General features: G+C 71.2%; 26 protein-coding genes and 1 tRNA gene. 17 read left to right on the forward strand and 10 right to left on the reverse strand.

The window, feature by feature from the left end:
- The first annotated feature begins 11 nt into the window (after positions 1-11).
- From F4560_RS36025 to F4560_RS36035, 3 genes are read left to right on the forward strand one after another with little or no spacing between them, the layout of a single operon-like run.
- The gene (locus F4560_RS36025) at positions 12-1,220 is read left to right on the forward strand and encodes a hypothetical protein (protein ID WP_312869676.1); all 1,209 of its coding nucleotides are present in this window, start codon (positions 12-14) and stop codon (positions 1,218-1,220) included.
- An 8-nt stretch (positions 1,221-1,228) separates the two neighbouring features.
- Positions 1,229-1,924: a response regulator transcription factor gene (locus F4560_RS36030; RefSeq protein WP_184927562.1), complete on the forward strand. Its 696-nt coding sequence runs from the start codon at positions 1,229-1,231 to the stop codon at positions 1,922-1,924.
- Positions 1,924-2,943: a sensor histidine kinase gene (locus F4560_RS36035; protein WP_184927563.1), complete on the forward strand. Its 1,020-nt coding sequence runs from the start codon at positions 1,924-1,926 to the stop codon at positions 2,941-2,943. Before F4560_RS36030 ends, F4560_RS36035 begins: the two co-directional genes overlap by 1 nt.
- On the opposite strand, the gene F4560_RS36040 is transcribed toward F4560_RS36035, so the two are convergent.
- Entirely contained in the window at positions 2,912-3,931 is a 1,020-nt protein-coding gene (locus F4560_RS36040) for an NAD-dependent epimerase/dehydratase family protein (RefSeq protein WP_184927564.1), read from the reverse strand. The two genes, F4560_RS36035 and F4560_RS36040, sit on opposite strands and share 32 nt — an antisense overlap.
- Before the next feature lie 95 nt (positions 3,932-4,026).
- Between F4560_RS36040 and F4560_RS36045 the strand changes: the two genes are divergently transcribed.
- Together F4560_RS36045 and F4560_RS36050 are read left to right on the forward strand one after the other, a co-directional pair.
- A complete protein-coding gene (locus F4560_RS36045) occupies positions 4,027-4,527 on the forward strand; it encodes a MogA/MoaB family molybdenum cofactor biosynthesis protein (RefSeq protein ID WP_033441321.1) in 501 nt (166 codons plus the stop codon).
- Positions 4,524-4,736 carry a hypothetical protein gene (locus F4560_RS36050; protein ID WP_184929754.1) on the forward strand — a complete coding sequence of 71 codons (213 nt, stop codon included), beginning with the start codon at positions 4,524-4,526 and terminating at the stop codon, positions 4,734-4,736. The genes F4560_RS36045 and F4560_RS36050 overlap by 4 nt, the downstream gene beginning before the upstream one ends.
- A 32-nt stretch (positions 4,737-4,768) precedes the next feature.
- Here the strand turns inward: F4560_RS36050 and mscL are convergent, their stop codons facing one another.
- The 6 genes from mscL to F4560_RS36080 form a co-directional block, all read right to left on the reverse strand.
- The gene (mscL, locus tag F4560_RS36055) at positions 4,769-5,161 is read right to left on the reverse strand and encodes a large-conductance mechanosensitive channel protein MscL (RefSeq protein ID WP_184927565.1); all 393 of its coding nucleotides are present in this window, start codon (positions 5,159-5,161) and stop codon (positions 4,769-4,771) included.
- A gap of 61 nt (positions 5,162-5,222) precedes the next feature.
- Positions 5,223-6,149 carry an RNA polymerase subunit sigma-70 gene (locus F4560_RS36060; protein ID WP_184927566.1) on the reverse strand — a complete coding sequence of 309 codons (927 nt, stop codon included), beginning with the start codon at positions 6,147-6,149 and terminating at the stop codon, positions 5,223-5,225.
- Complete coding sequence (locus F4560_RS36065) at positions 6,149-6,568, reverse strand: glyoxalase superfamily protein (protein WP_184927567.1); 420 nt, start codon at positions 6,566-6,568, stop codon at positions 6,149-6,151. The genes F4560_RS36060 and F4560_RS36065 overlap by 1 nt, the downstream gene beginning before the upstream one ends.
- Positions 6,569-7,298: 730 nt before the next feature.
- Positions 7,299-7,808 carry an SAF domain-containing protein gene (locus tag F4560_RS36070; RefSeq protein ID WP_184927568.1) on the reverse strand — a complete coding sequence of 170 codons (510 nt, stop codon included), beginning with the start codon at positions 7,806-7,808 and terminating at the stop codon, positions 7,299-7,301.
- 127 nt (positions 7,809-7,935) lie between these two features.
- Complete coding sequence (locus F4560_RS36075) at positions 7,936-8,250, reverse strand: FmdB family zinc ribbon protein (RefSeq protein WP_184927569.1); 315 nt, start codon at positions 8,248-8,250, stop codon at positions 7,936-7,938.
- A 101-nt stretch (positions 8,251-8,351) separates the two neighbouring features.
- Positions 8,352-8,915, reverse strand: coding sequence for a 5-formyltetrahydrofolate cyclo-ligase (locus F4560_RS36080; protein ID WP_184927570.1), 564 nt, complete (start codon positions 8,913-8,915; stop codon positions 8,352-8,354).
- A gap of 38 nt (positions 8,916-8,953) precedes the next feature.
- Here F4560_RS36080 and F4560_RS36085 point away from each other — a divergent pair, with 38 nt between their 5' ends.
- From F4560_RS36085 to F4560_RS36110, 6 genes are all read left to right on the forward strand, one after another.
- Positions 8,954-9,835, forward strand: coding sequence for a UTP--glucose-1-phosphate uridylyltransferase (locus tag F4560_RS36085; protein WP_184927571.1), 882 nt, complete (start codon positions 8,954-8,956; stop codon positions 9,833-9,835).
- Positions 9,836-9,849: 14 nt separating this feature from the next.
- The gene (glp, locus tag F4560_RS36090; protein ID WP_184927572.1) at positions 9,850-11,073 is read left to right on the forward strand and encodes a molybdotransferase-like divisome protein Glp; all 1,224 of its coding nucleotides are present in this window, start codon (positions 9,850-9,852) and stop codon (positions 11,071-11,073) included.
- Positions 11,074-11,090: 17 nt separating this feature from the next.
- Positions 11,091-11,747, forward strand: a complete 657-nt coding sequence (locus tag F4560_RS36095) for a GNAT family N-acetyltransferase (protein ID WP_184927573.1) — start codon at positions 11,091-11,093, stop codon at positions 11,745-11,747.
- 158 nt (positions 11,748-11,905) lie between these two features.
- On the forward strand, positions 11,906-12,616 hold the full coding sequence (sepX, locus tag F4560_RS36100; RefSeq protein WP_184927574.1) for a divisome protein SepX/GlpR: 711 nt from the start codon (positions 11,906-11,908) through the stop codon (positions 12,614-12,616).
- A gap of 71 nt (positions 12,617-12,687) precedes the next feature.
- Positions 12,688-12,760: transfer RNA gene (locus F4560_RS36105), tRNA-Ala, on the forward strand.
- A 333-nt stretch (positions 12,761-13,093) separates the two neighbouring features.
- Complete coding sequence (locus tag F4560_RS36110; protein ID WP_184927575.1) at positions 13,094-14,293, forward strand: coiled-coil domain-containing protein; 1,200 nt, start codon at positions 13,094-13,096, stop codon at positions 14,291-14,293.
- Positions 14,294-14,486: 193 nt separating this feature from the next.
- Here F4560_RS36110 and F4560_RS46795 read toward each other — a convergent pair whose 3' ends face one another.
- Positions 14,487-14,699 carry a hypothetical protein gene (locus tag F4560_RS46795; RefSeq protein WP_446692420.1) on the reverse strand — a complete coding sequence of 71 codons (213 nt, stop codon included), beginning with the start codon at positions 14,697-14,699 and terminating at the stop codon, positions 14,487-14,489.
- On the opposite strand from F4560_RS46795, the gene F4560_RS36115 reads away from it, so the two are divergent.
- The 4 genes from F4560_RS36115 to F4560_RS46370 all read left to right on the forward strand — a co-directional run bounded on the left by F4560_RS36115 (position 14,698) and on the right by F4560_RS46370 (position 19,624).
- Positions 14,698-16,671 (forward strand): serine/threonine-protein kinase, encoded by a 1,974-nt coding sequence (locus F4560_RS36115; protein ID WP_446692421.1) that lies wholly within the window; start codon positions 14,698-14,700, stop codon positions 16,669-16,671. The genes F4560_RS46795 and F4560_RS36115 overlap by 2 nt on opposite strands.
- Positions 16,668-17,654: a PP2C family protein-serine/threonine phosphatase gene (locus F4560_RS36120; RefSeq protein ID WP_221483759.1), complete on the forward strand. Its 987-nt coding sequence runs from the start codon at positions 16,668-16,670 to the stop codon at positions 17,652-17,654. Before F4560_RS36115 ends, F4560_RS36120 begins: the two co-directional genes overlap by 4 nt.
- Entirely contained in the window at positions 17,651-18,928 is a 1,278-nt protein-coding gene (locus F4560_RS36125; protein WP_184927577.1) for a VWA domain-containing protein, read from the forward strand. The genes F4560_RS36120 and F4560_RS36125 overlap by 4 nt, the downstream gene beginning before the upstream one ends.
- A 150-nt stretch (positions 18,929-19,078) precedes the next feature.
- Complete coding sequence (locus F4560_RS46370) at positions 19,079-19,624, forward strand: FHA domain-containing protein (protein ID WP_312869677.1); 546 nt, start codon at positions 19,079-19,081, stop codon at positions 19,622-19,624.
- A 48-nt stretch (positions 19,625-19,672) separates the two neighbouring features.
- Here the strand turns inward: F4560_RS46370 and F4560_RS36135 are convergent, their stop codons facing one another.
- A complete protein-coding gene (locus tag F4560_RS36135; RefSeq protein ID WP_184927579.1) occupies positions 19,673-20,659 on the reverse strand; it encodes a glutamate ABC transporter substrate-binding protein in 987 nt (328 codons plus the stop codon).
- Positions 20,656-21,972 carry a GlnX family signal transduction membrane protein gene (locus F4560_RS36140; RefSeq protein ID WP_184927580.1) on the reverse strand — a complete coding sequence of 439 codons (1,317 nt, stop codon included), beginning with the start codon at positions 21,970-21,972 and terminating at the stop codon, positions 20,656-20,658. The genes F4560_RS36135 and F4560_RS36140 overlap by 4 nt, the downstream gene beginning before the upstream one ends.
- Positions 21,973-22,121: 149 nt before the next feature.
- On the opposite strand from F4560_RS36140, the gene F4560_RS36145 reads away from it, so the two are divergent.
- Positions 22,122-25,091 (forward strand): UvrD-helicase domain-containing protein, encoded by a 2,970-nt coding sequence (locus F4560_RS36145; protein WP_184927581.1) that lies wholly within the window; start codon positions 22,122-22,124, stop codon positions 25,089-25,091.
- Positions 25,092-25,138: 47 nt separating this feature from the next.
- A complete protein-coding gene (locus F4560_RS36150; protein WP_184927582.1) occupies positions 25,139-25,558 on the forward strand; it encodes a VOC family protein in 420 nt (139 codons plus the stop codon).
- The last annotated feature ends 97 nt before the right edge of the window (positions 25,559-25,655 follow it).

A 25,655-nucleotide genomic window follows, 5' to 3' on the forward strand; every position in this document is an offset into this window, starting at 1 on the left:
ACGGTGGGTGTGTGCTCCGTGTCCTGGCCGCCGTGGCCCTGGTCGCCTCGGCCGCTGTGGTCGGTGTGCTCCTGGGCGGTGAGCGCACGTTCGCGGGCGCGCCGCCGCTGTTCGCCGGCTGGTTCCCGCACGTCGGCATCGGCACGCCGTTGGCCGTGCTGGTCGCGCTGCTGGTGGTGGTGTGGGGTCCGGGTCTGGCGGGACGGCTGCCGTGGCGGGCGGCGTTGGGCGCGGGGTACGCGACGGCGGTGGCGTGGATCTTCTCGCTGGCCCTGGTGGACGGGTGGGACCGCGGGTTCAGCGGGCGGCTGACCACGTCCGACGAGTACCTGCACGAGGTGCCGGGCGTGACGGACGTGGGCGTCATGCTGCGCGAGTTCTCGTCGCGGATCCTCGACTTCCAGCCCGACTCTTGGACCGTGCACGTGTCGGGGCACCCGCCGGGCGCGCTGCTGGTGTTCGTGGGGCTGGACCGGGTCGGGTTGTCCGGTGGCGCGTGGGCTGCGGCTTTGGTGGTGCTGGTGGGCGCGTTGACGGCGGTCGCGGTGCCGGTGACGGTGCGTGCGCTGGTGTCCGAGGAGCACGCGCGGGCCGTGCTGCCGTTCGTGGCGCTGTTCCCCGGCGCGGTGTGGATCGGGGTGTCGGCGGACGGGCTGTTCGCCGGGGTGACGGCGTGCGGGATCGCGTTGTTGGCGACACGGCGTGCGCTGGCGGGTGGTGTGGTGCTCGGCTTCTCCGTGTTCCTGTCGTACGGGCTGGTGCTGATCGGCGTGCTCGCGTTGGTCGTGTTGTGGCCCGACTGGCGGCGGATCGGCGTGGCCGTGCTGGGCGCCGTGGGGGTGGTGGCGGTGTTCGCGGCGCTCGGGTTCTGGTGGCTGGACGGCTACCACCTCGTGGTCGAGCGGTACTACCAGGGCATCGCGTCGTCCCGTTCCTACGGGTACTGGGTCTGGGCGAACCTGGCCGCCGCCGTGTTCGCGTGCGGTTTCGCGCCATTTGCCGCCCGGTGGCGTGGGCCGGCCCTCACACTGGCTGCTGCCGCGGCGGTGGCCATCCTGGTGGCCGACGTGTCCGGTTTGAGCAAGGCCGAGGTGGAGCGGATCTGGCTGCCGTTCACCGTGTGGCTGGTGGTGCTCGTGCCGGACCGGCGACGGCCGTGGCTGGCGGCGCAAGCGGTGACCGCGTTGGCGGTCAACCACCTCCTGTTGACCAACTGGTGAGGCGCGACATGGATGTGACGACCGGGCGGGTCCTCGTCGTGGACGACGACGTGACCGTGCGCGATGTGGTGCGCCGGTACCTGGAGCTGGCCGGGCATGAGGTGGAGCTGGTCGGTGACGGCGAGAGCGCGCTGCGCCGGTTCGCCGAGCGCGAGCCGGACGTGGTGGTGCTGGATCTGATGCTGCCCGGCGTGGACGGGCTGGAGGTGTGCCGCCGGCTGCGGGTGCGCAGCGCGGTGCCGGTCGTGATGCTGACCGCGCTGGGCGAGGAGGAGGACCGGATCGCCGGGCTCCAGCTCGGCGCGGACGACTACGTGACCAAGCCGTTCAGCCCGCGTGAGCTGGCGTTGCGCGTCACGTCGGTGCTGCGCCGGTCGCGGGTGGCGGCGTCGCGGTCGGCGTCGGTGCTGGAGGACGCCGGGCTGCGGGTGGACGTCGGCGCGCGCTCGGCCTGGCTGGACGGGCGCGAGCTGTCGCTGACCACCCGCGAGTTCGACCTGCTGGTGTTCTTCCTGACCCACCGCGGCACGGCGTTCAGCCGGAGCGAGCTGCTGTCGCGGGTGTGGGGCTGGGAGTTCGGCGACCAGTCCACCGTGACCGTCCACGTGCGACGGTTGCGGGAGAAGGTGGAGGTCGACTCGGCCCGGCCGGTGCGGATCTCGACCGTGTGGGGCGTGGGCTACCGGTACGACGGCGGTGCGTGATGCTGGTCGAGATCTACCACATCCTGCCGTTCGCGGTGCTGTTCTCGCTGCCGTTGGCGCTGCTCGGGGCGGTGGTGCTGCGGCGGTTGTCGAGCGGGTCGCTGGCCACCGCGCTGACCGTGCTGGCGATCGTGCCGGTGGTGGCGACCATCGGCGGGGTGCTCGCGGTGAGCGGGTTCATGTTCACCCCGATCCTCACCACGACCGTGCTGGTGTGCCTGCTGGTCGCGTTGGTGACGGTGCCTACGGCGGTGCTGCTCGGTCGGGCGTTGGCGCGGCGGAGCGTGTGGGAGAGCGAGGCGCGGGAGCGGGAACGTGCGGCGGAGGCGTCCCGGCGTGAGCTGGTCGCGTGGATCAGCCACGACCTGCGCACGCCGTTGGCCGGTATCCGGGCGATGGCCGAGGCGCTGGCGGACGGCGTGGTGGCGCGGCGGGACGAGGTGGCCGAGTACGCGGGGCGGATCTCCACCGAGGCCGAGGCGTTGTCCGGGATGGTGGACGACCTGTTCGAGCTGTCCCGGATCACCGCGGGCGCGTTGCGGCTGACGTTGTCCGAGGTGCCGTTGGCGGACGTGGTGAGCGAGGTCGTGGCGGCGGAGAGCCCGGTGGCGTCGCGCAAGGGCGTGCGGCTGCGGGCCGACGCGGCGACGTGGCCGGTGGTGCTGGGCAGCGATCCGGAACTGGCGCGGGTGGTGCGCAACCTGCTGTCCAACGCGATCCGGCACACGCCGCCGGACGGGACGGTGGCCGTGCGGGTGGACGTGGACGGGTCGTCGGCGCTGCTGCGGGTGGACGACGGGTGCGGCGGCATCCCGGAGGCCGACCTGCCCCGGGTGTTCGACGTGGCGTTCCGCGGCACGCCGCACCGGCAGCCGGTCGGCGGCGGGCTGGGGTTGGCGATCGCGCGGGGCCTGGTGGAGGCGCACCAGGGCACGATCGACGCCCGCAACCACGGGCGCGGCTGCCGGTTCGAGGTGCGGCTGCCGCTCAGCGCAGGGGGTCCGCTGCGAACTGCTTGACGCCCGCCGCGAAGGACGTGGCGGCGTGGAAGCCGAGTCGTTCACGTGCCCTGGCCGGGTCCGCGACGACGTGCCGGACGTCGGCCGGTCGTGCGCCACCGACGATCCGTGGCTTGGGGCCGCCGTACGCGTCCGCGAGGTGGGTGGCGAGGTCGCCGACGGTGTGCGGCTCGCCGGAGCAGACGTTCAGTGCGGTGAGCGTGCCGGGTGTGCCGGGCTGGTGGACGGCCAGGACGTTGGCCCGCGCCACGTCGGTGACGTGCACGAAATCACGTCGCTGCCGGCCGTCTTCGAGGACGGTGGGCGCCTCACCGCGTTCGAGCGCGCTGCGGAACAGGCTCGCCACGCCCGCGTACGGGGTGTTCTTGGGCATCCTCGGGCCGTACACGTTGTGGTACCTCAGCGCCCACACGTCGCCGCCCGTCTGGCGTGCCCACGCCGCCGCGTAGTGCTCCTGGGCGAGTTTGCTGGCCGCGTAGGTGCTCCGGGGGTCCAGTGGGGCGTCTTCGGGGACCAGGCGCGGTTCCAGGGGGTTGCCGCAGTGCGGGCAGGGCGGTTCGTAGCGGCCCTGGTCGAGGTCGGCCTGGCGGCGTGGCGCGGCCCGGACGACGCCGTGCTCGGCGCACTCGTAGCGGCCCTCGCCGTACACGACCATCGACGACGCCATGACCAGGTGTTTCACGCCTTTCTCGTGCATCGCGGCGAGCAGCACGGCGGTGCCCAGGTCGTTGTTCAGCGCGTACAGCGGCGCGTCGGACGGGTCGAGCCCGTGGCCGACGACGGCCGCCTGGTGGCAGACCACGTCCACTCCGTCGAGGAGGTTTTTCACCGTGTCGAGGTCGGTGACGTCGCGGGCCTCGTCCGGTCGGGTCCGGTGGGCCTGGGGGAGGTAGGCGTCGAGCACGACGACGTCGTGGTCCTGGGCGGTCAGGTGGTCGGCGATGTGTGACCCGATGAACCCGGCCCCGCCGGTGAGGAGAACGCGCACGTCACCGAAGTTAGGGGTGGTTCGGCGGGATTGCCCGGCGCGGCAGCGTGACGTCACGGAACCGTCAGATCCGCCGATTGGCTACGGTGACGCTCATGGAACGCAGCGCGCAGCGACTGGGACGCGCCCTTGTCGTGATCGTGGACGACCGGGTGGCGCACGGTGAGCACGACGACAGCACAGGACCGCTGGTCACCGAGTTGCTGGAGGAAGCAGGGTTCATCGTCGACGGGACCGTCGCGGTGGAGGGCGAGGTCGTGGGCATCCGCGCCGCGCTGAACACCGCGGTCATCGGTGGTGTCGACCTCGTCGTCACCGTCGGCGGCACGGGCGTGTCGCCACGCGACGTCACGCCGGACGCCACACAGGGCGTGCTCGACCGGCCGATCGCCGGGATCGCCGAGGCGCTCCGGGCCTCCGGGTTGGCGGCGGGCGCCGTCGACGCGGGCATCTCGCGGGGGCTGGTCGGCGTGTCCGGCAGCACCCTCGTGGTGAACCTGGCCGGCTCGCGTTCGGCCGTGCGTGACGGCATGGCGACGTTGTCGGCGCTGGTGCCCTACGTGATCGACCAACTGTCGGGACTCGACGAAGCGTGACCGATCCCGACGACGCCGACACCGCCTCCTCAGCTGCCGCGGCGGCATCCGACACGGCTGCTGCCGCGTCGGAGGAGGCGGCGCGGCGTCGCCGGCTGGCCGAGGTGTTCGGCGACGTGCTGCCCGAGGGTTCGTCGGACGAGCCGACCCCGACCGGGCGCGACGACCGCTGGTACGAGGAGAACCGCCCGCCGCACCACGGCGGTTAGCGAGGCGATCGCCCCGGCCCGAGCCGGTGTGGTCAGAGCTGCCGCTGGGAGGCGAGCAGGTCGCGGATCTCCTTGAGCAGTTCGACGTCGGTCGGCTCGGAGGGACCGGCCTCCTCGCCGCGCTTCCGGCGAGCCTTGAGCTTGTTCATCGGCAGCACGAAGATGAAGTAGACGACCGCCGCGACGATCAGGAAGTTGATCGCCGCGGTGATGATCGCGCCGAAGTCGATGATCGTCTTGTCGCTCTTGCCGAGCTTCACGGCCAGGCCGTTGACGTTGCTGCCGCCGAACATCGCGATGATCGGGTTGATCAGGTGCGACGTGAGTGCGGTGACGATGCTGGTGAACGCCGCGCCGATGACCACCGCCACCGCGAGGTCCACCACGTTGCCGCGCATCAGGAAGTCCTTGAAGCCCTTGATCACTGTTGCTCCTCCGTTTGGGGGTATGGGGGCCAGCGGAGGGTAACGGGTAAGGGCACGCTGGTCACTCTCCGGGTATTTGTGTCGCGGGAAGCCCGAAGAGGTCGAACATCGCCGGGCCGAACGTGGTGATCTCCGCGATCCGGTCGCCTTCGACGCGGAGCACGTCCAGCTTGAACGCGCGGAACACCGTGTCGCCGTGTCTGCGCAGGTAGCTGGCGGCGGAGGGCATCCGATTGGCGCTGGTCGGCACGAGCAGCCAGTCACCTTCCCGGTCCGGTCCGAAGCTGCGGGCGAGCAGTTGGGCGACCTGGTCGACGCCCTCGAAGCACAGCGGAGCCGGCGGCATGGTGATCCGCAGGTCCTCGGCGGCCACCGCGACGGCAGCCGCCGCGTCACAGCGCTGGTGGGCGTCGATGAACCGGCTCAGCAGTTCGCGTTCGCGCGGGCTGGGTTCGCGGGCGGTCCAGTCGTTGCGGTGGGACGGCAGGTGCTGTCGCATCGTGGCGCGGGCGCGCTGGAGCGCGCTGTTGGCCGCGGGCACGCTGATGTCCAGCAGGTCGGCCGTCTCCTGCGCGGTCATGCCCAGCACCTCACGTGCCAACAACGCCCCCCGCTGCCGCGCCGGGAGAACTTGGAGGGCCGCCAGGAAGGCGAGTTCCACGGTCTCCCGCGCGACCGCGATCACGTCCGGTTCGTCGTCGGTCGGTGCGACCTGGTCGAGCAGGCGGTCCGGGTACGGGGTGAGCCAGCTGATCTCGGTCTGGGTCTTGGGCGCGCGGGCCTTGGCCCTGATCAGGTCCACGCAGGTGTTGGTGGCGATCTTGTAGAGCCAGGCGCGGACGTTCGTGCCGTCGAACTTGTCCCACGAGCGCCAAGCCCGAAGAAACACCTCCTGCACCGCGTCCTCGGCCTCTTCGTAGGAGGCGAGCATCCGGTAGCAGTGGACGTGCAGCTCGCGTCGGTGCTGCCGGGTGGCCTGCTCGAACATCAGCGAGCGGACCGCTTGACCTGCTGGATGGCCCAGGTGTTGCCGTCCGGGTCGTCGAAGAAGATGAACGAGCCGTAGTCCTGGTCCTGAGGGTCCGGGCCGGGAGTCATCGTGCCGTTCTCGAAGTGCTGCGGACCGGAGTTGGCGACGCCGTTCGCTTCGAGGTGGGCGTGGGCGGCCTGGATGTCGGAGACGACGAGCTGGCAGCCCTTGAGCGAGCCGGGGGTGTGGCTGAGGCCCATGCCGTGGCCGAAGACGATGGAGCAGGCCGAGCCGGGTGGGGTGACCTGGACGACGCGGAACGAGTCGCCCGCGCTGTGGTCGGTGTCGACGGTGAAGCCGAGCGTGTCGGCGTAGAAGGCCTTGGCGCGGTCAACGTCGGACACGGGGACGATGACGACTTCCAGCTTCCAGTCCACGGTGCTCTCCTAGGTCGGGGTCAGGGGCGGGCCTCGCGCCCACCCTGTAGTGCCTTGTACCCGGTGGAACGACAGGCGCGCCGAAAACTCATCGGTGAACCGATGACAAACCCGCCCGCCCAGCTCACACCGCATCAACCCACCCTCAAACCCCCCTCGCCCCGCCCACCCCCCACCCCGCGCCCACCCCCCGCCCCACCGGCCACCGTTCGCTCGCACCGCCCGGCGACTCGCCCGCACCGGCCGCCTTACAGGTGCTGGGCGGGTGCGGGTGCGAGAGCCGGGCAGCGGGTGAGGGCGGGGACGGGGTGCGGGCTGGGCCGGGTGCACGCCGGGTCGGGCGGTCGGTGGCTCGGGGGTCGGCGGGCGGGGAGAGGTCGGACGGCGAGGGTGGAGGCGGCAGATGGCCGGGGTCACGTAACCGGGGCTGGCCGAGGGGCGGGCGTGGGCCGGCCTGAGCGGGCGGGACTGGAGGAGCCAGGCGTGGGCGAGGGTGGGCGATCGAGCGCGAAGGGCGGCTCTCGCCTGGCCCTGCTTGGCCCCGCTTGGACCCCGACCTGGCCCGCTTGACCCGGCTCCCGGCTCACTCCAGACCCTGGGCGCGGGCAGGGGGTGCCGGCGGTGGGCGCGGGCGGTGGGCGCGGGCGGTGGGTGGTGGTGTTGGGCGCGGGCGGTGGGCGCGGGCGGTGGGTGGTGGGTGGTGGGTGGTGGTGTTGGGTGGTGGTTGCTGTCAGCGCAAGGTCACCGCCACTGGGTTGGCCAAGGACTCGGCGGCGATTCGGTGGGCTGCCTCACGGTTCGCTGAGATCACCACCACCTCGCCCTCCCGCACCGCGACCACCGAGGCGTCCGCTGCCAGGACATGCGACTCCGCGCCGACGACGTCCACCCGGCTCCCCGGCCGCAGCATCCCGATCACCCAGGCGTCGGCCAACCGCACGGCCACCGACGACATCTCCGGATCGACCGCAGTCAGACGGGCGTCGGTGAGGGGTTCGCCGGCTCTTGCCGCGCCTACCAGTCCGCGGCCTAAGGCGTCCGTCTCGGAGACCGTTCCGGCGGGTGACAGGGACGGTGGCATGGCGACCAACCGGACGTCGTCCGCGCCCAGCGGCACACCCGGCGCCAAGTCGTGGGCGGCTACGAGAACGTCGACCGTCGGGCTGCCCGGCAACAAGGCCAGACCCACGGCTACCAGGGCCAGCAGGCCCGCCAAGATCCTTCTGAGGTGGAGGAGCATGGGGTCGACGTTAGGGACGGATCAAGGTTGGAGACAGCACGAACCCCCGAGCTGTGGACAACTCGGGGGCCTGTGGACAACTAAGCGACTAACTCAGCGACCAACTATCAGCGACCAACTAAGCGACTCAGGACGCGGCGGCGGCCGGCGTGGAAGTCGAAGTAGAGGTCGAAGTGGAAGAAGAAGTAGAAGTAGAAGTAGAAGTCGACTCGGTCTTCGCGGGAGCCGACTCGGTCTTCGCGGCAGCCGGAGCGCCCGAGGACGACGAACGGCTGTCAGTCCGGTAGAACCCGCTGCCCTTGAACACGACACCGACCGCGCCGTACAGCTTGCGCAGCCTGCCGGAGCACTCCGGGCACTCGGTCAACGCGGAGTCCGAGAAGGACTGCACCGCGTCGAACCGGTGGTCGCACTCGGTGCAGGCGTACTGGTAGGTCGGCACGGTGGGCCCTCCACGAGTCCTGGTTGGCACTCCTCCGTCACGAGTGCCAACCACGATGATGCGCCACCTGGCATACGTGGCGCAAATATCACAGGTCAACGTCACAACGGCAGTCGAACCAGCCCCGATCCGGGCGTCAACACCGCATCCATCCGGACGTCGTGCGGTTCGGCGGGCAGGGACGGCACGAACTCCTCGTCCCGCACAAGCGCCACCAGCGGACCTGTGGACAACGTCAAAGCACGGTCGTAGTAGCCGCCGCCCTTGCCCAGCCGCACCCCGGAGTGGTCCACGGCCAACGCCGGAACCAGCACCAACGCCGCCGACCCGACCGCCGCCGCACCCAGCAACGGCCCCACCGGCTCCCGCAACCCGTACGCCCCCGGACGCAACTCCCCGGTGTGCAGGGCCCAGTCCAACGACGACTCGACAACCACCGGCAGCAGCACCCGCAACCCGTGCGACCGCAGCGCCTCCACCATCTCCAAAGACCCCGGCTCGTAAGCCGAAGCGACATAAGCACAAACGGTCTGACCGGGTGAAACGGCAAAAGCATCAACGGCCGTCAGCACTTCGGCCGCCATCGAAGGCACGACACCCCTACGCCGCGCGGCCCGCAGCCGTGTGCGCAGCGTGTTCTTCCGATCACTTACATCGGACGTCATGGCAGGTCACCCTAAGCGCGCCGTTACGCTCGCAGGTCATGAGCGCCTTCCAGACAGCAATCGTGCCCGCGGCAGGCCTGGGCACGCGCTTCCTCCCGACCACCAAAGCGGTGCCCAAGGAGCTGCTGCCGGTCGTCGACACCCCGGGCATCGAACTCGTCGCCGCCGAAGCCGCCGAAGCGGGCGCGACGAGGCTCGTGATCGTGACCTCACCCGGCAAGGACGCGGTCGCGGAGTACTTCCGCCCGCAGCCCGAGCTGGAGGCGACGCTCGAAGAACGCGGCAAGACGGACCTGGTCGCGAAGGTCCGCCGCGCGCAGAACCTGCTCACCGTGGAGACCGCCGTCCAGGACCAGGCCCTCGGCCTCGGTCACGCGGTCGGCTGCGCCGAGGGCAACCTGACCGGCGAGGACGAGGCAGTCGCCGTCCTCCTGCCGGACGACCTCGTGCTGCCCACGGGCGTGCTCAAGAAGATGGCCGCCGTCCGCGAGAAGCTCGGCGGCAGCGTGCTGTGCGCGTTCGACATCCCCAAGGACCAGATCTCCGCGTACGGCGTCTTCGACGTCCGGGACACCGCTGACGACGACGTCAAGAAGGTCGTCGGCATGGTCGAGAAGCCGAAGCCCGAGGACGCGCCGTCCACGTTCGCCGCAGCCGGCCGCTACCTGCTGGACCGGGTGATCTTCGACGCGCTCAAGCGCATCACGCCGGGCGCGGGCGGCGAGCTCCAGCTCACCGACGCCATCGCGCTGCTGATCAACGAGGGCCACCCCGTGCACGTCGTCGTGCATCGCGGTGGGCGACACGACCTGGGCAATCCGGGTGGATTCCTGAAAGCTGCGGTTGACTTCGCACTTGAACACCCGGACTACGGGCCCGAGCTGGGGGTGTGGTTGCGGGAACGCCTCGGCAACTCCTGAACGAGGGTCGACACATGAGGTCAGTGGATGAGCAGCTCGCCAGGGTGGTAGCCGCCGCGGTGCGGCCCGCCCCCGTGCGCGTGGCGATCTCCGAGTCGCAGGGTCTGCTCTGCGCCGAGGAGGTCGTCGCCGAGCGCGCGTTGCCGGGGTTCGACCAGGCGGCGGTGGACGGCTACGCGGTGCGCAGCGTCGACGTGCAGGCGGCCAATGAAGAACCGGTGCAGCTCCCCGTCGTGGGTGAGATCCCGGCCGGATCGCGCCAGCCGAGGAGGTTGCAGCCGGGCCAGGCGGTTCGGGTCGCCACCGGAGCGCCGCTGCCCACGTTGGCCGACGCCGTGGTGCCGCTCGGCTACACCGACGGGCACGCGGTGAAGGTCACCGTGCAGCGTTCGGTGCCGTCCGCGGCGTTCGTCCGGCGCACCGGCGAGGACGTGCAGACCGGTGACGTCGCGGTCCGCCGCGGCTCGGCCATCGGCGCCGCCCAGGTCGGCCTGCTCGCGGCGGTCGGCCGGAACAAGGTGCTGGTCCACCCGAGGCCGCGGGTGTCGGTGATCTCGCTCGGCGAGGAGCTGGTCGACGTCGACCGCACCCCGGGCCAGGGGCAGGTGTACGACGTCAACTCCTACGCGCTGGCCGCCGCCGCACGGGACGCGGGCGCCGAGGTGAGCCGGGTCGGCATCCAGTCCACTGACCCGCGCCGGATGCGCGAGGTCGTCGAAGGTCGGCTGCTGCTGTCCGAGATCGTGGTCGTCGCGGGTGGCGTCGGGGGCGTCATCGGCGACGAGGTGCGGGCGGCGCTGGCCGATCTCGGCGACGTCGACGTGACCCGGGTGGCCATGCACCCCGGCTCGGTGCAGGGCTTCGGCCGCCTCGGGCCGGACGCGGTGCCGACGTTCCTGCTGCCCGCGAACCCGATGAGCGCCTTGGTCGTTTTCGAAGTGCTGGTGCGTCCGCTGATCCGGGCCGCGCTGGGCAAGCGCAACCCGTACCGGCGGGCGGTCAGCGCGCGGCTGCTGTCGCCGTTGACGTCGACCAAGGGCCGGCGCGGCTACCTGCGCGGCCAGCTGCTGCGCGACGCGGACAACGGCGAGTACCTGGTGCAGCCGCTGGGTACCTCCGGGTCGCACCTGCTGGCGTCGTTGGCCGAGGCGAACTGCCTGATCATGGTCGACGAGGACGTCACGGACGTGTCGGTCGGCGAAGAGGTCACGGTGTGCTTCCTGGCCCAAAGAGGATGAAGCAGGGTTGGGGATAGATGAGTCACGCGTGGGAAGGCGGTCGCCATCCCGGCTGGCCCGCGCGGCTCGGACCGCTCCGGGTGGCCGCCGGTCTGGTGGCGCTGCGCCCGCCGAAGCTGTTCGACGCCACGGCGTGGTCCCGCACCAGGCTCCGCGACCAGGCGCACCTGGAGGCTTGGGAACCGACCGCGGTCGAGGGCTGGCAGGAGCGCAACGCGCCGCTGGCGTGGCCCGCGCAGTGGTCGTCGCTCAAGTCCATGGCCCGGCGAGGCCAGGCGCTGCCGTTCGTGATCACCGTGGACGGCGTGCTGGCCGGGCAGATCACCGTGGGCAACGTCGTGCGCGGCTCGCTGCGCTCCGCGTGGGTCGGCTACTGGGTGGCGGCCGACCGGGCGCGCGGCGGCGTGGCCACGGCGGCGCTGGCGCTGGTCGTGGACCACTGCTTCGGTGACGCCGGCCTGCACCGGCTGGAGGCGACCGTCCGGCCGGAGAACCAGGCCAGCCTGCGGGTGCTCGCCAAGGCCGGTTTCCGCGAGGAGGGCCTGTTCCTGAGGTACCTGGACGTGGCCGGCGCCTGGCGGGACCACCTGTGCTTCGCGATGACCGCCGAAGAGGCCGCGCCAGAGGGACTGGTACGCCGGTTGGTCGCACGGGGATACGCCCGAACTGCCTGATCAGGGGGCCATGCGGCTTATTCGTATCACCCAAAAGTGGGTGATACACCACACTTTGGTACGTACGCCGGTCGGCGTGCCTCCGAGACAGGTGTGACTGTTGTGACTAGCGTGGCACGTGCACCGAGCGCGTCGCGGGGTAGGGGGAGGTGACGGGGATGCCCAGCTCGCTGATCGTCGTGGGACTGGTCGTGGCCTGGTTGGTCGTCCTCGTGCCGATGGTCGCGCGCAAGCGCGCCGACGCGACGCGCGGCAGCATGGAGGAGGAGTACGACGCCATGCCCGAGGTCGACACGGAGTTCGAAGCCGAGTTCGAGGACTACGACGAGTACGACGACGAGCCGGACGAGTACGTCCCGCCCAGGGTGTTCCGCCCGGGTCGTGGCGGCTACGACCCGGAGACCGCGGCGATCGTGGCGCAGGCGAAGTACGCCTTCCGCCGCCGCGTCGTCGGCACGCTGCTGCTGACCGCGTTGGTCACCGGCGTGATCGCGGGCGTGCTCTACCCGCTGGCGTGGTGGGCCCACGCGGCGGTGGACGCGACGCTCGTCGCCTACCTCGGCTACCTGCGCCGCCAGGTGCGGATCGAGGAGGACATCCGCGCGCGCCGCCAGTCCCGGACGGCACAGGCCCGCCGCCGTTCCGCGCGCCAGTCCGGCGGGGCGCAGCCGCACCTCGTCACCGAGCAGTCCGCGCCCTCGGCCGAGGGCGAAACGTCCCGTGACCAGCCCCGCCTGGCCCCGCAGCCCCGGTTCCAGCACCAGGTCCGCCCCGGCACCGTCGTGGTTGACGTGGACGACGAGGACCCGGTGTTCGTGGAGCTCGACGGCCCCGAAGCGCTCCCGTACCGGCGGGCGTCCGGCGAGTAGCGGGGGGTGGCAAAACCACCCCCCGGCTCCTGATATGCTTCCTCCCGCACGACGGCAAGACAACAGAACACGGGGCTGTAGCGCAGTTGGTAGCGCGACTCGTTCGCATCGAGTAGGTCAGGGGTTCGATTCCCCTCAGCTCCACAACTGAACGTAGTACGAGGATCGCCCGCTACCTGCGGTAGGTAGCGGGCGATCCTGCGTTGAGGCGGCCGCATGGTCGCCTGGCCATTGGTCGCAGGCCCGTCCTTGAAGAAGTAATCAGCCGTGCAGGCTTATTAACGGGGTTGTGCACAAGTGTGGGGATGACTACGGCTCAAACCCGTCGAGGTATTCACCGAACTCCTCGAAGCCGATGCTTCGACCGCCTCTAGGAGCGAAAAGGTCCTTGGCGGGCAGGGGTTCGGATAGTCTGCGAAGACGCTCACGGAGTCGTTGACGCGGATGGTTGTACAGGATCGTTCGAATGGACGTGCGTTGACGGACAACGAAGCCGGCGCGTTAGCCAGGGCCCTCGACCGGCACCAGGTCGACGCGACCGCCATGGCCAACGCGCTCGTCGAACTCGACGGGCACCCGGGGCACCGGCTCTTCAGCTCCACCTTGTCCTCGGGGATCACCGCCGAGAGGTGGGCCGTGGCCGAGGTGATCTTCGCTGGCTTGTGGCGGGACTTCGACACCTACCGCGCGGTGCTCGACGCCGCCGAACGGGTTCGGGGGCGGCGCTCCAAGCTCGGGCCGGCGGAGGTCGCCGAACTGCGACAACTGCTCGTCGAACCGTCCGTCGAGGTGTCCCGGCGGGCCGTGCCGCTGCCTGAGCGCGGGTTGACCGGGGCCGCCGAGCAGATCGAGTCGATCACCCTCGCGGCGTTGGCGGCCCGGATGAACGACGCGTACCGGCAGGTCAGCGAGCTGGCCGTGCGGTGCGACGAGCTGAACTCCACCACCCTCAAGACTCTCGCGCCGCTGCTGGAGCAGGCACGACGACTCGCCGAAGACGACGCCGCGCTGGAACTGGAGCCGGCCCCGGTGGTGCTGCGAGTCCGCGAGATCGAACAGCTCGCGGGCAACGACCCGCTCGCGTTGGCCGACCGATCGCTCGACGACACCCTGGCCCGGCTCAGGGCCGAGCTCGCCGAGGAACGCGCGCGGGTCGACCGGATGCTCGTGCTGCGGGAACGCTGGGAGCAGGTGCGGGCCGAACTCGTCGATGCCACGGCAGCACTCGCCGACCTGAGGGTGGCCACCGCAGACGACTACGCGGCCGCCGCCGAGCGGGTCGTCGGCGACTTGCCCGCCCTGCCGGTCGACCGGGCACCGCGACTACAGGCCGCGGTAGCGCGGCTGGACGACCTGAGCTGGGCCAAGCGCGACGCCGGGGCCATCGACGTGCGGCGTGATCTCGCGGCCGCCGACGCGGAACTGCGCGCGGCACGTCAGCTGGCCACGGGGTTGTTGGAGCGGCGCGAGGAACTGCGCGGACGATTCGGCGCTTACCAGGCCCGAGCTGTTCGGCTGGGGTTGGCCGAAGAGGGCGCGGTGATGGCCGTCGCCGAGCGGATCAAGGCGACGTTGTGGCGGCGGCCGTCCGATCTGGCCGCTGCCACCAGGGACTTGGCGGACTTTCGCCGGCTGCTCGTCGAGCCCGGCACGGACACCGGAGGCAGGTCGGCATGAGCCAGAAGGATCGTTGCGCGCAGCCGGGTTGTGGCGGTGCGATCGATGGCGGTTACTGCGATACGTGTGGGATGGCGGGTGCGGCGCCGGTGAGCGCGCCCACGCCGGTGCCGGTAAGCGTGCCTGCGCCGGTGTCACAACCGGTGTCGAGTGTGTGTTCGCAGCCGGGTTGTGGCGGTGCGATCGACGGCGGCTACTGCGACACGTGCGGGATGGCCGGTGTGGCCTCCACCGGATCGGAGACCGCCGCCGAATCGGAGACCGCCGTCTCGTCCTCGGTCACCATCCCCAGCGGGCTCAGCGGCCGCGCGTCGCGCCGGACCGGCGCCACCTCCACCGCGCATGCCTCGTCCCGGCGTGGTGGCGGTCTCGGCGCGGGGCTCGTCGACGTCCCCTCGGTGCCCATGGTCGACCCCGTCGCGGCCATCCTCAAAGACCCGCAGGTCGCCGAGAGCAAGCGGTACTGCGGCAAGTGCGACCAGCCCGTCGGCCGCGGCAAGGACGGGAAACCCGGACGGCTGCGTGGTTTCTGCCCCACCGACGGCACCCCGTTCAACTTCGTGCCGTCGCTCGCCGAGGGAACGCTCGTCGGCGGTCAGTACCTCGTCCAGGGCTGCCTCGCGCACGGCGGGCTCGGCTGGATCTACCTCGCCACCGACCGCAACGTCAACGACCGGTGGGTCGTGCTCAAGGGACTGCTCGACGTCGACGACCCGGCCGCGCGGGCGGCCGCCGAGGCCGAGCGGCGGTTCCTCGCCGAGGTGAACCACCCGAACATCGTCATGATCCACAATTTCGTGGAGCACCCCGACGACGACGGCAAACCCATCGGCTACATCGTGATGGAGTACGTCGGCGGCTCGTCGCTGCGCAAGCTCGTGGAGGACCGCGGCAAGGCGGTCGGCCAGCGCCTCGCGCCGCTGCCGCTGCCCCAAGTCATCTCCTACGGCTTGGAGATCCTGCCCGCGCTCGGCTACCTGCACGGCCAGGGTTTGGCCTACTGCGACCTCAAACCGGACAACGTGATCCAGTACGAACGCCGGCTCAAGCTGATCGACATGGGCGCGGTCGTGCCGTTCGGGAACGCCGACGGCTTCGACTGGTACGGCACGCCCGGCTACCAGGCGCCGGACTTCGAGTCCGAGGGACCGTCGCCGGCCGCCGACATCCACACCGTCGGGCGCACGCTCATGGTGATGGCGCTGGGCACGTCGCCGTTGCGCGGCGGCAAGCCGGTGCCGTTGCCCGACCCGGCGGCCGAGCGGCTGCTCGCCGAGCACGAGTCGTTCCACCGGGTGTTGCTGCGCGCAACCGACCCCGATCCGAAGCGGCGCTTCGCCTCCGCCGAGGAGATGGCCGATCAGCTGACCGGCGTGCTGCGGGAGGTGCTCGCCGCCGAGGACGGCAAAGCGCGCCCCGGCGTGTCCACGGTGTTCGGTCCGTCGCCATCGGTGTTCGGCATCGGCCTGCTGGGCGACGTGGGCAGCCCCGGCCGCCCCGACCCGGTGGCGGTCGCCCCGACGCTGCCGGTTCCGCTCGTGGACACGACCGACTCGGCGGCCGGGCTGCTCGCCACGGCGTCGTCGGCGGCGCCTGAGGAGATCCTGCGTCTCGCGGCCGTCACCCCGACGCCCAGCGTCGAACTGCGGCTGCGGGTGGTTCGCGCGCACCTGGAAGTCGGCGACGTCGGTTCGGCGCAGAAAGCGTTGCAGCGTCTGCGAACCGACTTACCCGGTGACTGGCGCTGTGATTGGTTCACCGGGGTAGCGGCCTTGACCGCCGGTGACGCGCGGGCCGCGACCACCGCGTTCGACACCGTGCTCGCGACGCTGCCCGGCGAGTCCGCGCCGAAGCTGGCACTGGCCGCGGCGGCGGAGTGCGCCGGCGACGACGCTGTGGCCGGCCGCTACTACCTCCAGGTCAACCGGCCGAATCCGGACATCGCCGACGCGGCGTTCGGCCAGGCGCGGGTGGCGTTGCGCGCCGGTCGGCCCGAGGTGGCGCTGGCCGCGCTGGACACGATCGCGCCGACGTCGAGCCAGTACGTGACCGCGCAGACCGTCGCGGTGCGGGTGATGATCGGCGGTTCGGTCGACGAGGGCGTGCTGCGTGCGGCCGCCGACCGGGTCGGCAGGCTCACCCTGGACCAGGCCACGGGGCACGAGGTGCGCGCATCGGTGTTCAGGGCCGCGTTACCGCTGGTCACGGCGACCAACGGGGCTCGCCCGCCGCTGCTCGGCAGTTCTTGGACCGAGCACGGCGTACGGGCCGCGTTGGAGACCGAGCTACGGGCGGGTGCCCGGCTGGCCACCGACGAGGCCACCAGGGTCGACCTGGTCGACCTGGCCAACGCCATCCGGCCGGTGTCATGGGTGTGAACGCACTGGCCGGCAGTTGCCCGGCGTGCGCCGAACCGGTCGGGCTGGGGGATCGGTTCTGCGAGGCGTGCGGCACTCCGTTGCTGCGCAAGGGCAGCACCTCCGCCGAGGCCGCCACGAAGGACGTCGTGCGTAAGTGCCCGGCGTGCGGCGCGGTGAGCGGGACCGCGACCGAGTACTGCGACGAGTGCGGGTTGCGCCTGCCGGACCCGGCCGATCGGACGACCATCGACCTCGGCGCCTTGGCCGGGGTCAGCGACCGGGGCCTGGTGCACCACCGCAACGAGGACGCGATCGCGCTCGGCCGTCTGCTCGACGGCACCACCGCCGCTGTGGTGTGTGACGGTGTGTCCACCACGCGCCAACCCGAACGAGCCGCGCGAGCGGCGTCCGAGGCGGCGCTGGCGGTGCTGCTCGGTGTGGACGCGCCGGTGGAACCGGTCGCCCGCGTCCGCGCGGCGGTGGAGGCGGCAGGTACCGCTGTGGCCACTTTGGACGGTTCGAATCCCTCGCCGGACGGACCGTCCTGCACGCTCGTCGCCGCCTACGTCGCCGGCGGCGAGGTGACCGTCGGCTGGGTCGGTGACAGTCGGGCGTACTGGCTCGCCGGCCCGGACGGCCGCTTGCTCACCCGCGACCACTCGTGGGCCGCCGAGGTCGTCGCGGAAGGGCTCATGGACGAGGCGGCCGCGTTCGCCGACCGCCGCGCGCACACGATCACCCGCTGGCTGGGCCCGGACACGCGGCCTGATCCCGACGTCGTCTCCGTGCCCCACGACGGCGCGGGCACCCTGCTCGTCTGCTCGGACGGTCTGTGGAACGAGGTGCCGGAGGCCGGACGGATCGGCGAGTTCGCGGCGGGTGCGGGGGATGGGGCGACACCACTGGCCGTCGCCAACCGGCTCACCGAGGTCGCGCTGGCCGCCGGCGGCCGGGACAACATCAGCGTCGTCGTCATCCCTTTGGAAGGAGTACAGGTATGAGTGCAGAAGCAGAGTTCGTCGTCACCGTCGACCAGAACGCCTACCTTTCGGTGGGGGCGACCAGGGTGGACGCGGTCGTGGCGGTGACCGCCACCGGGGACGCGACCCCCGCGGTGCCCACCGCGGCGCTGGAGCTGCTGATCATCGACACCTCCGGGTCGATGCAGGGCGACCGGATCGCCTCGGCGCGCGCGGCCACCGCGGTCGCGATCGAGCAGTTGCGCGACGGTGTGCTGTTCGCCGTGATCTCCGGCGCGACCAGCGCGCGGCAGGTCTACCCGAAGCGGGGCGCGGCGCGGGCCGACCCCCAGACCAGGGCCGAGGCCGTCACGGCGGTGCGCAAGCTCTCCGCGGGCGGGGGCACCGCGTTCTCCAACTGGCTGACTCTCGCGCGGCAGATCGCCGAGCAGCACCCGGGGGCGATCCGGCACGCGCTGCTGCTCACCGACGGCCAGAACGGCGACGGTCGCGGTGTGCTGGAGCAGACCATCGAAGAGTGCATCGGCGTGTTCAGCTGTGACTGCCGCGGCGTCGGCACCGACTGGAACGTCGCGGAGGTGCGCAAGATCGCATCCGCGTTGCTGGGCACGGTGGACATCGTGGCGAAGCCGGAGAACCTGGCCGCCGACTTCCACGCGATCATGAACTCCGCGATGGGCAAACGGGTCGCGGACGTGTCGTTGCGGCTGTGGACGCCGAAGGGCGCGCAGGTCAAGTTCGTCAAGCAGGTCGCGCCGGAGGTCGAGGACCTGACCGCGAAGCGGGTGCAGACCGGGCCGCTGCACGGCGACTACCCGTTGGGCGCGTGGGGCGCGGAGAGCCGCGAGTACCACGTGTGCGTCGAGGTGCCCACGCAGGCGATCGGCGCGGAGATGCTCGCCTGCCGGGCGATGGTGGTCCGCGGCGGTTCCACGGAAACCCTTGCGCAGGGCCTGGTCCGGGCCGTGTGGACCGACGACGACGCGTTGTCGGCCAAGGTCAGCAGGAAGGTCGCGCACTACACCGGGCAGTCGGAGTACGCGGACGCGGTCGAGCACGGGCTCGCCGCCCGTCGCGACGGTGACGAGCGCACGGCCACGATGCGTCTCGGTCGCGCGGTCGCGCTGGCCACCGCGGCGGGCGACCGGGAGAAGCTCGAGATGTTGGCGAAGGTGGTCGACGTGGACGACGCCGCGACCGGGACCGTGCGGTTGAAGAGCAAGGTCTCCGACGAAGCCGAGATGGAGCTGGACATCCGATCGCGGCGGACCAGCCGGGTCCGCGGCGAGGGCTGAGCCGTGCCGGTATGCGCGGCCGGGCACGATTCGACGGCCACCGACTACTGCGACGTCTGCGGCCTCGTGCTCGGGGCCGCCCCGCCACCGCTTCCGGAATCGTCGGGACCTACGGCGTCCGGACCTGCGGCGTCGGCATCGGTGGTTCCGGTGGCTTCGGCGCCGGTGGCCGGGATGACCTGCGCCGGCTGCGGGGTGCCGAGGGAGGGCAGGTTCTGCGAGGAGTGCGGGTTCGACAACGACCTGCCCGCGCCTCCGCCACGGTCCGTCGCGGCCGAGCCGGCGCAGTCGTCGCTCTGGACGGCCGTGGTGCGGGCGGACCGCGCGTGGTTCGACGAGGTCCGCCGCCGTGAGGGTTCGGAGGCGGCGGACATGGACTTCCCGCTCTACTGCCCGGAACGCCGGTTCGAGCTGGACCGCGAGCAGGTCGCGATCGGCAGGCGAAGCCGCTCGCGCGGCACCAACCCGGAGATCGACCTCGGCAGCCCGCCGCTGGATCCGGGGGTGTCCTCGCAGCACGCCGTGCTGGTGGCCCGATCCGACGGCGGCTGGGACGTCGTCGACCTCGGTTCGACCAACGGCACCTCGGTCGGTGACACGACGGACGTGATCGAGCCCAACACCCCGGTCGAGGTGCCGGCCGGGGTGCCGATCCGGCTCGGCGCGTGGACCGTGATCACCCTGGAACGGCACTAGCTCGTGCGTGGCGATTCGGGTGAGCACCCGAATCGCCACGCACGACCCTCAGTCGCGGTAGCGGGCCGACGGGATCGGCGGCACCGGGTTCAGCTGGGCGCCCAGCCACTTCCGGGCGCTCGCGGCGAGACTGCCGTTGGCGCGGTCGCGTTCGAGCAGCCTGTTGACGAAGCGCACCAGGTCCGGCTGCTGGGGGTGCATCCCGACGCCGTAGTAGGCGTTGGCCAGTGGCCGGCCGACGACCCTGGTCTGCGGGTCCTGCGCGGCCATGCCGGCGAGGATGCCGTCGTCGCTGGACACCGCGTCGACCTTGCCCTGCTGCAACGCGACCATGCAGTGGGGGATGCCTGCCAGCGTCACCACGTCCAGTCCGAACTCGGGCTTGCGCAGCACGACCTCGGTGGTGGAGCCGATCGACGTGCAGACCTTCTTGCCCGCCAGCTGCTCGATCCCGTCCACACCCGACTTCGCCGGGACCAGCAGTCGCTGCGTCGCCTCGTAGTAGCCGGTGGAGAACTCCACCGCGCGTTGCCGGTCGCAGGTCGCGCTGAACGTGTTGACCACGACGTCGACCTGGCCCTGCTCGATCAGGAGCGTCCGGTCGGCGACGTCGCGCACGACGTACTGGACCTTGTCCGGATCGCCGAGGATCGCCGCGGCGATCATGCGGACGATGTCGATGTCGGCGCCTTCGAGCTGCCCGGTCTGCGGGTTGCGGTAGCCGAGCAGGTACTTGCCCTGGTCGACGCCCGCGATCAGCCGGCCGCGTTGCTGGATCTTCTCCATGGTCGAGCCGGACGGCATGGCGCCGGGCGACGGCAACGCCTCCAACGGGCGCAGGCTGTCCTTGATGGTGCCGCACTCCCCTTGCTTCGCCGCCGGCGCCTTGGTGTCCGCGCCGTCGGTGGTCACGGCCACGGAATCGGTGCCGTGCAACGAAGGCAGGGCAATACTGCCCACCGACAACACCGCCGCGACGGCGAGAACGACCACCGGCCGCCGGATGTCGATCTTGACTTTCGCCGGACCGGTCATCGGTACTCCTCCACTCGGCGTGCGATCCCGATCCCGAATCCGACAGCCGCCAGCGCGAACAACACCGCGGGGCCGAACCCGAGCAACGTCGTCGCGTCGCTCGCGTCACCGGTCGCGGCGGACAGCCGGGCACGCGCGGTGTCACCCGCGTCGCCGACGGCCTTGTCCAGCGCGGTGAAAGCGGAACCCGAGCCGGACGGGTCCGTGCCGACGGCGGCCTGGACGGCGTCGGCGTAACGGCCCTCGTCGTCGGCCGCCCGCAGGTCCTTGTGCGCTTTGACCCAGTTGTCGGTCGCCGTTCGGATGGCGGCGACGTCCACCCCGTTGTCCCCGGCGACGGCCAGCGGTCCGCCATCGACCAGCAACCGGTCGATCCGGTCGGTGAAACCGGCGTCGGACGCGCTGCCGCCGCTGCGGGCGACCAGCACGAGGCTCTCGTTGCTGCGGGCCTGGAGGACGAGCGTGCCGGCCTCGTCCAGCGCGGTCGCGGCGTCGCTGGCCTCGTTGGCGTCGGCCAGGGCGGTGTTGGTGGACACCGTGGCCGCCACCCACCACATCAGCCCGGCCACGACCGCGAGGATCGCGGCGGCGACGCCGAGGTTCAGCCTGCGGCGGGTCCGCCGGAACTCCTTCCGGGAGAAGTCGAGTGCGATGAACAGCAGTGCCAGCCCGAACACGACGACCGCGATCGGCAGCGCACTGGCCCGCTGGTAATCGGCGTTCAGCGCGCTCACCTCGCTGTGGCGCAAGGACTCGGCCGCGGGCAGCAGCTCGGTGCGCATTTGCGCGGACGCCTGCGCCAGGTACGACTGGCCGAGTGGCAGCCCCTGCCGGTTGTACGTGCGCGCCGTCTCGATCAGCCCGGTGTAGTTGGGCAGCCCGGTGATCATGGTGTCCAGCGGCTTCGCGGCCGGATCGTCCGGCGTGATCAGCCGGGACGCCTCCGCGAGTCCCCGGCCGGCGCGGGCGATGTCGGCGTCGTAGCGGGTGCGGATCGCGGGCGGCTCCTGGCCGGACGAGACGTAGCCGCTGGTGGCCATCGCGTCGGCGTCCGCGAGCGCCTGGTAGATCTCGCCCGCGGCTTGCGCCAACGACGCGTCGCGGTTGCCCGCTTCGTCGATCGCGCCGACCCGCGAGGTGCCGCCGACCAGGCTGATCACGGCGGTGATCAGGCTCGCGAGCGTCAACACCACGCCGATGCGGCGTAGCTGCGCGGGCGTGCGCGGCCCGGTCCACTGCGAAAGACGGGACCGCTGAGTCCCGGTCGCACCACCGGCCGACGGTAACGCGGCGGCCGGAATCTGCGTCGTCATGGGTACCCCCTTGGCAAGCTTCCGATCTTAACCGGCCGAGGGTGACCACCACCCGAGCTCGGTGAAGCTCCCCGTGGTGTTTTGTGGGGTGTTCCGTCCGCGACGGGCCAGTGCGGGTGCGGTGTCGATCAATCACTACGATCCGGCCGGTGCGCTTCGTGGCGGATCTCCACATCCACTCCAAGTACTCCCGGGCCTGTAGCCGCGACTGCGATCTCGAACACCTGACCTGGTGGGCCCGGCGCAAGGGGATCTCGCTGGTCGGCACCGGCGACTTCACCCACCCCGCCTGGTACGACCACCTGACCGAGAACCTGGTCGAAGCCTCCCCGGGCCTGTTCCGGCTGCGCGCCGACCTGGACCGCGACATCGACCGCAGGCTCCCGCCGTCACTGGCGACGACACCGGTCCGCTTCATGCTGTCGGTGGAGATCTCCACCATCTACAAGCGGGGTGACCGGACCCGCAAGGTGCACCACCTCGTCTACATGCCGGACCTCCAGTCGGCGGCGCGCTTCAACGCCCGGCTGGCCAAGATCGGCAACATCGGGTCGGACGGGCGGCCGATCCTCGGGCTGGACTCGCGCGACCTGCTGGAGATCACGCTGGAGTGCGGCGGCTACCTCGTGCCCGCGCACGTCTGGACGCCGTGGTTCGCGGTGCTCGGGTCGAAGTCCGGGTTCGACGCCATCGACGACTGCTACGTCGACCTCGCGTCCCACATCTTCGCCGTGGAGACCGGCCTGTCGTCCGACCCCGCGATGAACTGGCGGGTGTCCGGCCTGGACAAGTACCGCCTGGTCAGCAACTCCGACGCGCACTCGCCGCCCGCTCTGGGCCGTGAGGCGACGGTGTTCGACACGGACCTGGACTACTACTCCGTGCGGCGCGCGCTGGAGACGGGCGACGGGTTCGCCGGGTCCCTCGAGTTCTTCCCCGAGGAGGGCAAGTACCACGTCGACGGGCACCGCAAGTGCGGCGTTCGGATGGAACCGCGGGAAACGCTGGCGCACAACGGGATCTGCCCCGAGTGCCGCAAGCCGTTGACGGTCGGGGTGCTCAGCCGGGTGGAGGAGCTGGCCGACCGGGAGTCCGGGTCGCCACCGGCCGCCGCCGCCGGGTTCACCAGCCTGGTACCGCTGCCGGAGATCGTGGGCGAGATCGTCGGCACCGGGCCGAAGAGCAAGAAGGTGCAGACCGAGATCGACCGGCTGACGTCGGCGCTGGGGCCGGAACTCGTGATCCTCCAGGACGTTCCGGTGGACGACATCGCGGCGCACTCGACGTTGCTGGGCGAGGCGGTGGCCCGGCTCCGGCGCGGTGAGGTGGTGCGCGACTCGGGGTACGACGGCGAGTACGGCGTGATCCGGGTGTTCGAGCCGGGGGAGCTGGAACGGCGGCGGTCCGCGTTCTCGCTGTTCGACTACGCCGCGCCGGTCAAGTCCACTGTGGAGCGTCCGCGGCCGGTGGCCGTCGAGCCCGTGACGCCGGCACCCGTGGCCCCGGTCGTGGTCACGGGATCGCTGTTGGACGGGCTGGACCCGGAGCAGCGGGCGGCGGCCGAGGTGGACGGCGGGCCGTTGCTGATCATCGCCGGGCCGGGCACGGGCAAGACGCGCACGTTGACGCACCGGATCGCGGACCTCGTCACGTCGCGGGGCGTGCCGGCGAGCGAATGCCTGGCGATCACGTTCACCCGCCGTGCGGCGGAGGAGATGGCCGAACGCCTCGCCGTGCTCACGCCGGGGGTCCGCGACCTGACGATCGCCACGTTTCACTCGCTCGGTGTGCTGATCCTGCGTGAACACCACTCGTCCGTGGGATTGTCGGCATCGTTCGGCGTCGCGGATCCCGACCGGCAGGTGGAGGTGGCGCTGTCCGTCGTCGCGGACGCCAAGGAGGCACGGGCGCTGGTCGTCTCCGGTGACGAGCGGTACAAGAAGGCGCTGCGGGCACTCGATCTGGTGGACTTCGAAGACCTGATCTCCTTGCCGCTGGCGTTGCTGGAGGACTCGCCCGACCTGGTCGCCGCCTACCGTTCGCGGTGGCGCTGGGTGTCCGTGGACGAGTACCAGGACGTCGACGAGCAGCAGTACCGACTGCTCAGGCTGCTCACCCCGCCGGACGGCAACCTGACCGCGATCGGTGACCCCGACCAGGCGATCTACCGGTTCCGGGGCGCCGACGTCGGCTTCTTCCTGCGGTTCCGGGAGGACTTCCCCGCGGCCCGGACCGTGCACCTGACCAGGAACTACCGGTCGTCGGCGGCCGTCGTCACGGGTGCGCTGGAGGTGATCGCGCCGTCGTCCCTCGTCCCGGGTCGGGAGCTGCGTCCCATGGTGGACCACGGTTCCGCGCCGATCGGCGTGCACCACGCGTCGTCGGAGGCGGCCGAGGCGGCGTTCGTGGCGCGGACCATCGAGCAGGTGCTGGGCGGCGCGTCGTTCCACGCGTTCGACAGCGGGCGGGTGGCGTCCGACGGCACGCAGGGCCTGGGGTTCTCCGACTTCGCGGTGCTGTGCCGGACGGACCGGCAGTCACGGGCGCTGGTCGACGCGCTGACCCAGTCCGGCCTCCCGTTCCAGAAGCGCTCGCACGACCGCCTGGCCGACCGTCCCGGCGTGGCGCGGATCGCGAACGACCTCAAGTACGCCTCCGGCGACACGGTCCTGGAACGCGTGCGTGCCGTCGCCGGCGACGACCACACCGCCTACGAACTGCTGAAACCCTTGGCCGCCACCTGCGACACCGACTTCGAACGCTTCCACACCGCGCTCGCGCTGGGCGTCGAGGTCGACACCTGGGACCCGCGGGCGGACCGGATCTCCCTGCTCACCCTCCACGCGTCGAAGGGCTTGGAGTTCCCGGTCGTGTTCATCGTCGGGTGTGCGGACGGTCTGCTGCCGATGCGCTGGCCGGGCACCGACGACGAGGAGGCCGTGGACGAGGAACGCCGCCTTCTCTTCGTGGGCATGACAAGGGCGCAACGACACCTGTACCTCAGTCACACCACCGGGCGACCCCGATCCCCGTTCCTCAACGCGCTCAAGGCCTACGACCAGATCGGTGACGCGCAGCCGCGCCGCAAGCGCAAGGGCACCCAGCTGAGCCTGCTGTAGCAGTCTGAGACCCGGAACTGTCGGACCCCTTGGCTACGGTCGACCCCATGGCACACACCATCGGCTTGTCCCTCGACTGCCACCACCCGACCCGGCTCGCCGAGTTCTGGAAGCTCGCCCTCGGCTACGAGGACGAACCGCCGCCCCTGCCGTTCAAGACGAGGCAGGAGTGGGCGGCGCAGTTCGACGACCCCGACGACGACCAGGACGACGGGGCCTGGCTCCACGACCCGGCAGGCGTCGGTCCGAAGATGTTCCTGCAACAGGTGAAGGAGCCGAAGACCGAGAAGATCCGGCTCCACCTGGACGTCCGGGTGAGTCTGGAAGCGTCCAAAGCGGACCGCTGGCCGACGATCCAGGGCAAGGTCGCCCAGCTGGTGGAGGCAGGCGGTCGCGTGGTGGGGGAGCACCCGGAGCACCACGTCGTCATGGCCGACCCGGAAGGCAACGAGTTCTGCGTCTGCTGAAGGCGCCCGCGAACGCGATCACAAGATCACGAGTGGACTGGACCATAACGTGACGTTATGACTCGACTGGCATATCCGCCCGGCTCTCCCGCCGCAT

Origin of the sequence: Saccharothrix ecbatanensis, from assembly GCF_014205015.1 — a bacterium.
Taxonomy (GTDB): domain Bacteria; phylum Actinomycetota; class Actinomycetes; order Mycobacteriales; family Pseudonocardiaceae; genus Actinosynnema; species Actinosynnema ecbatanense.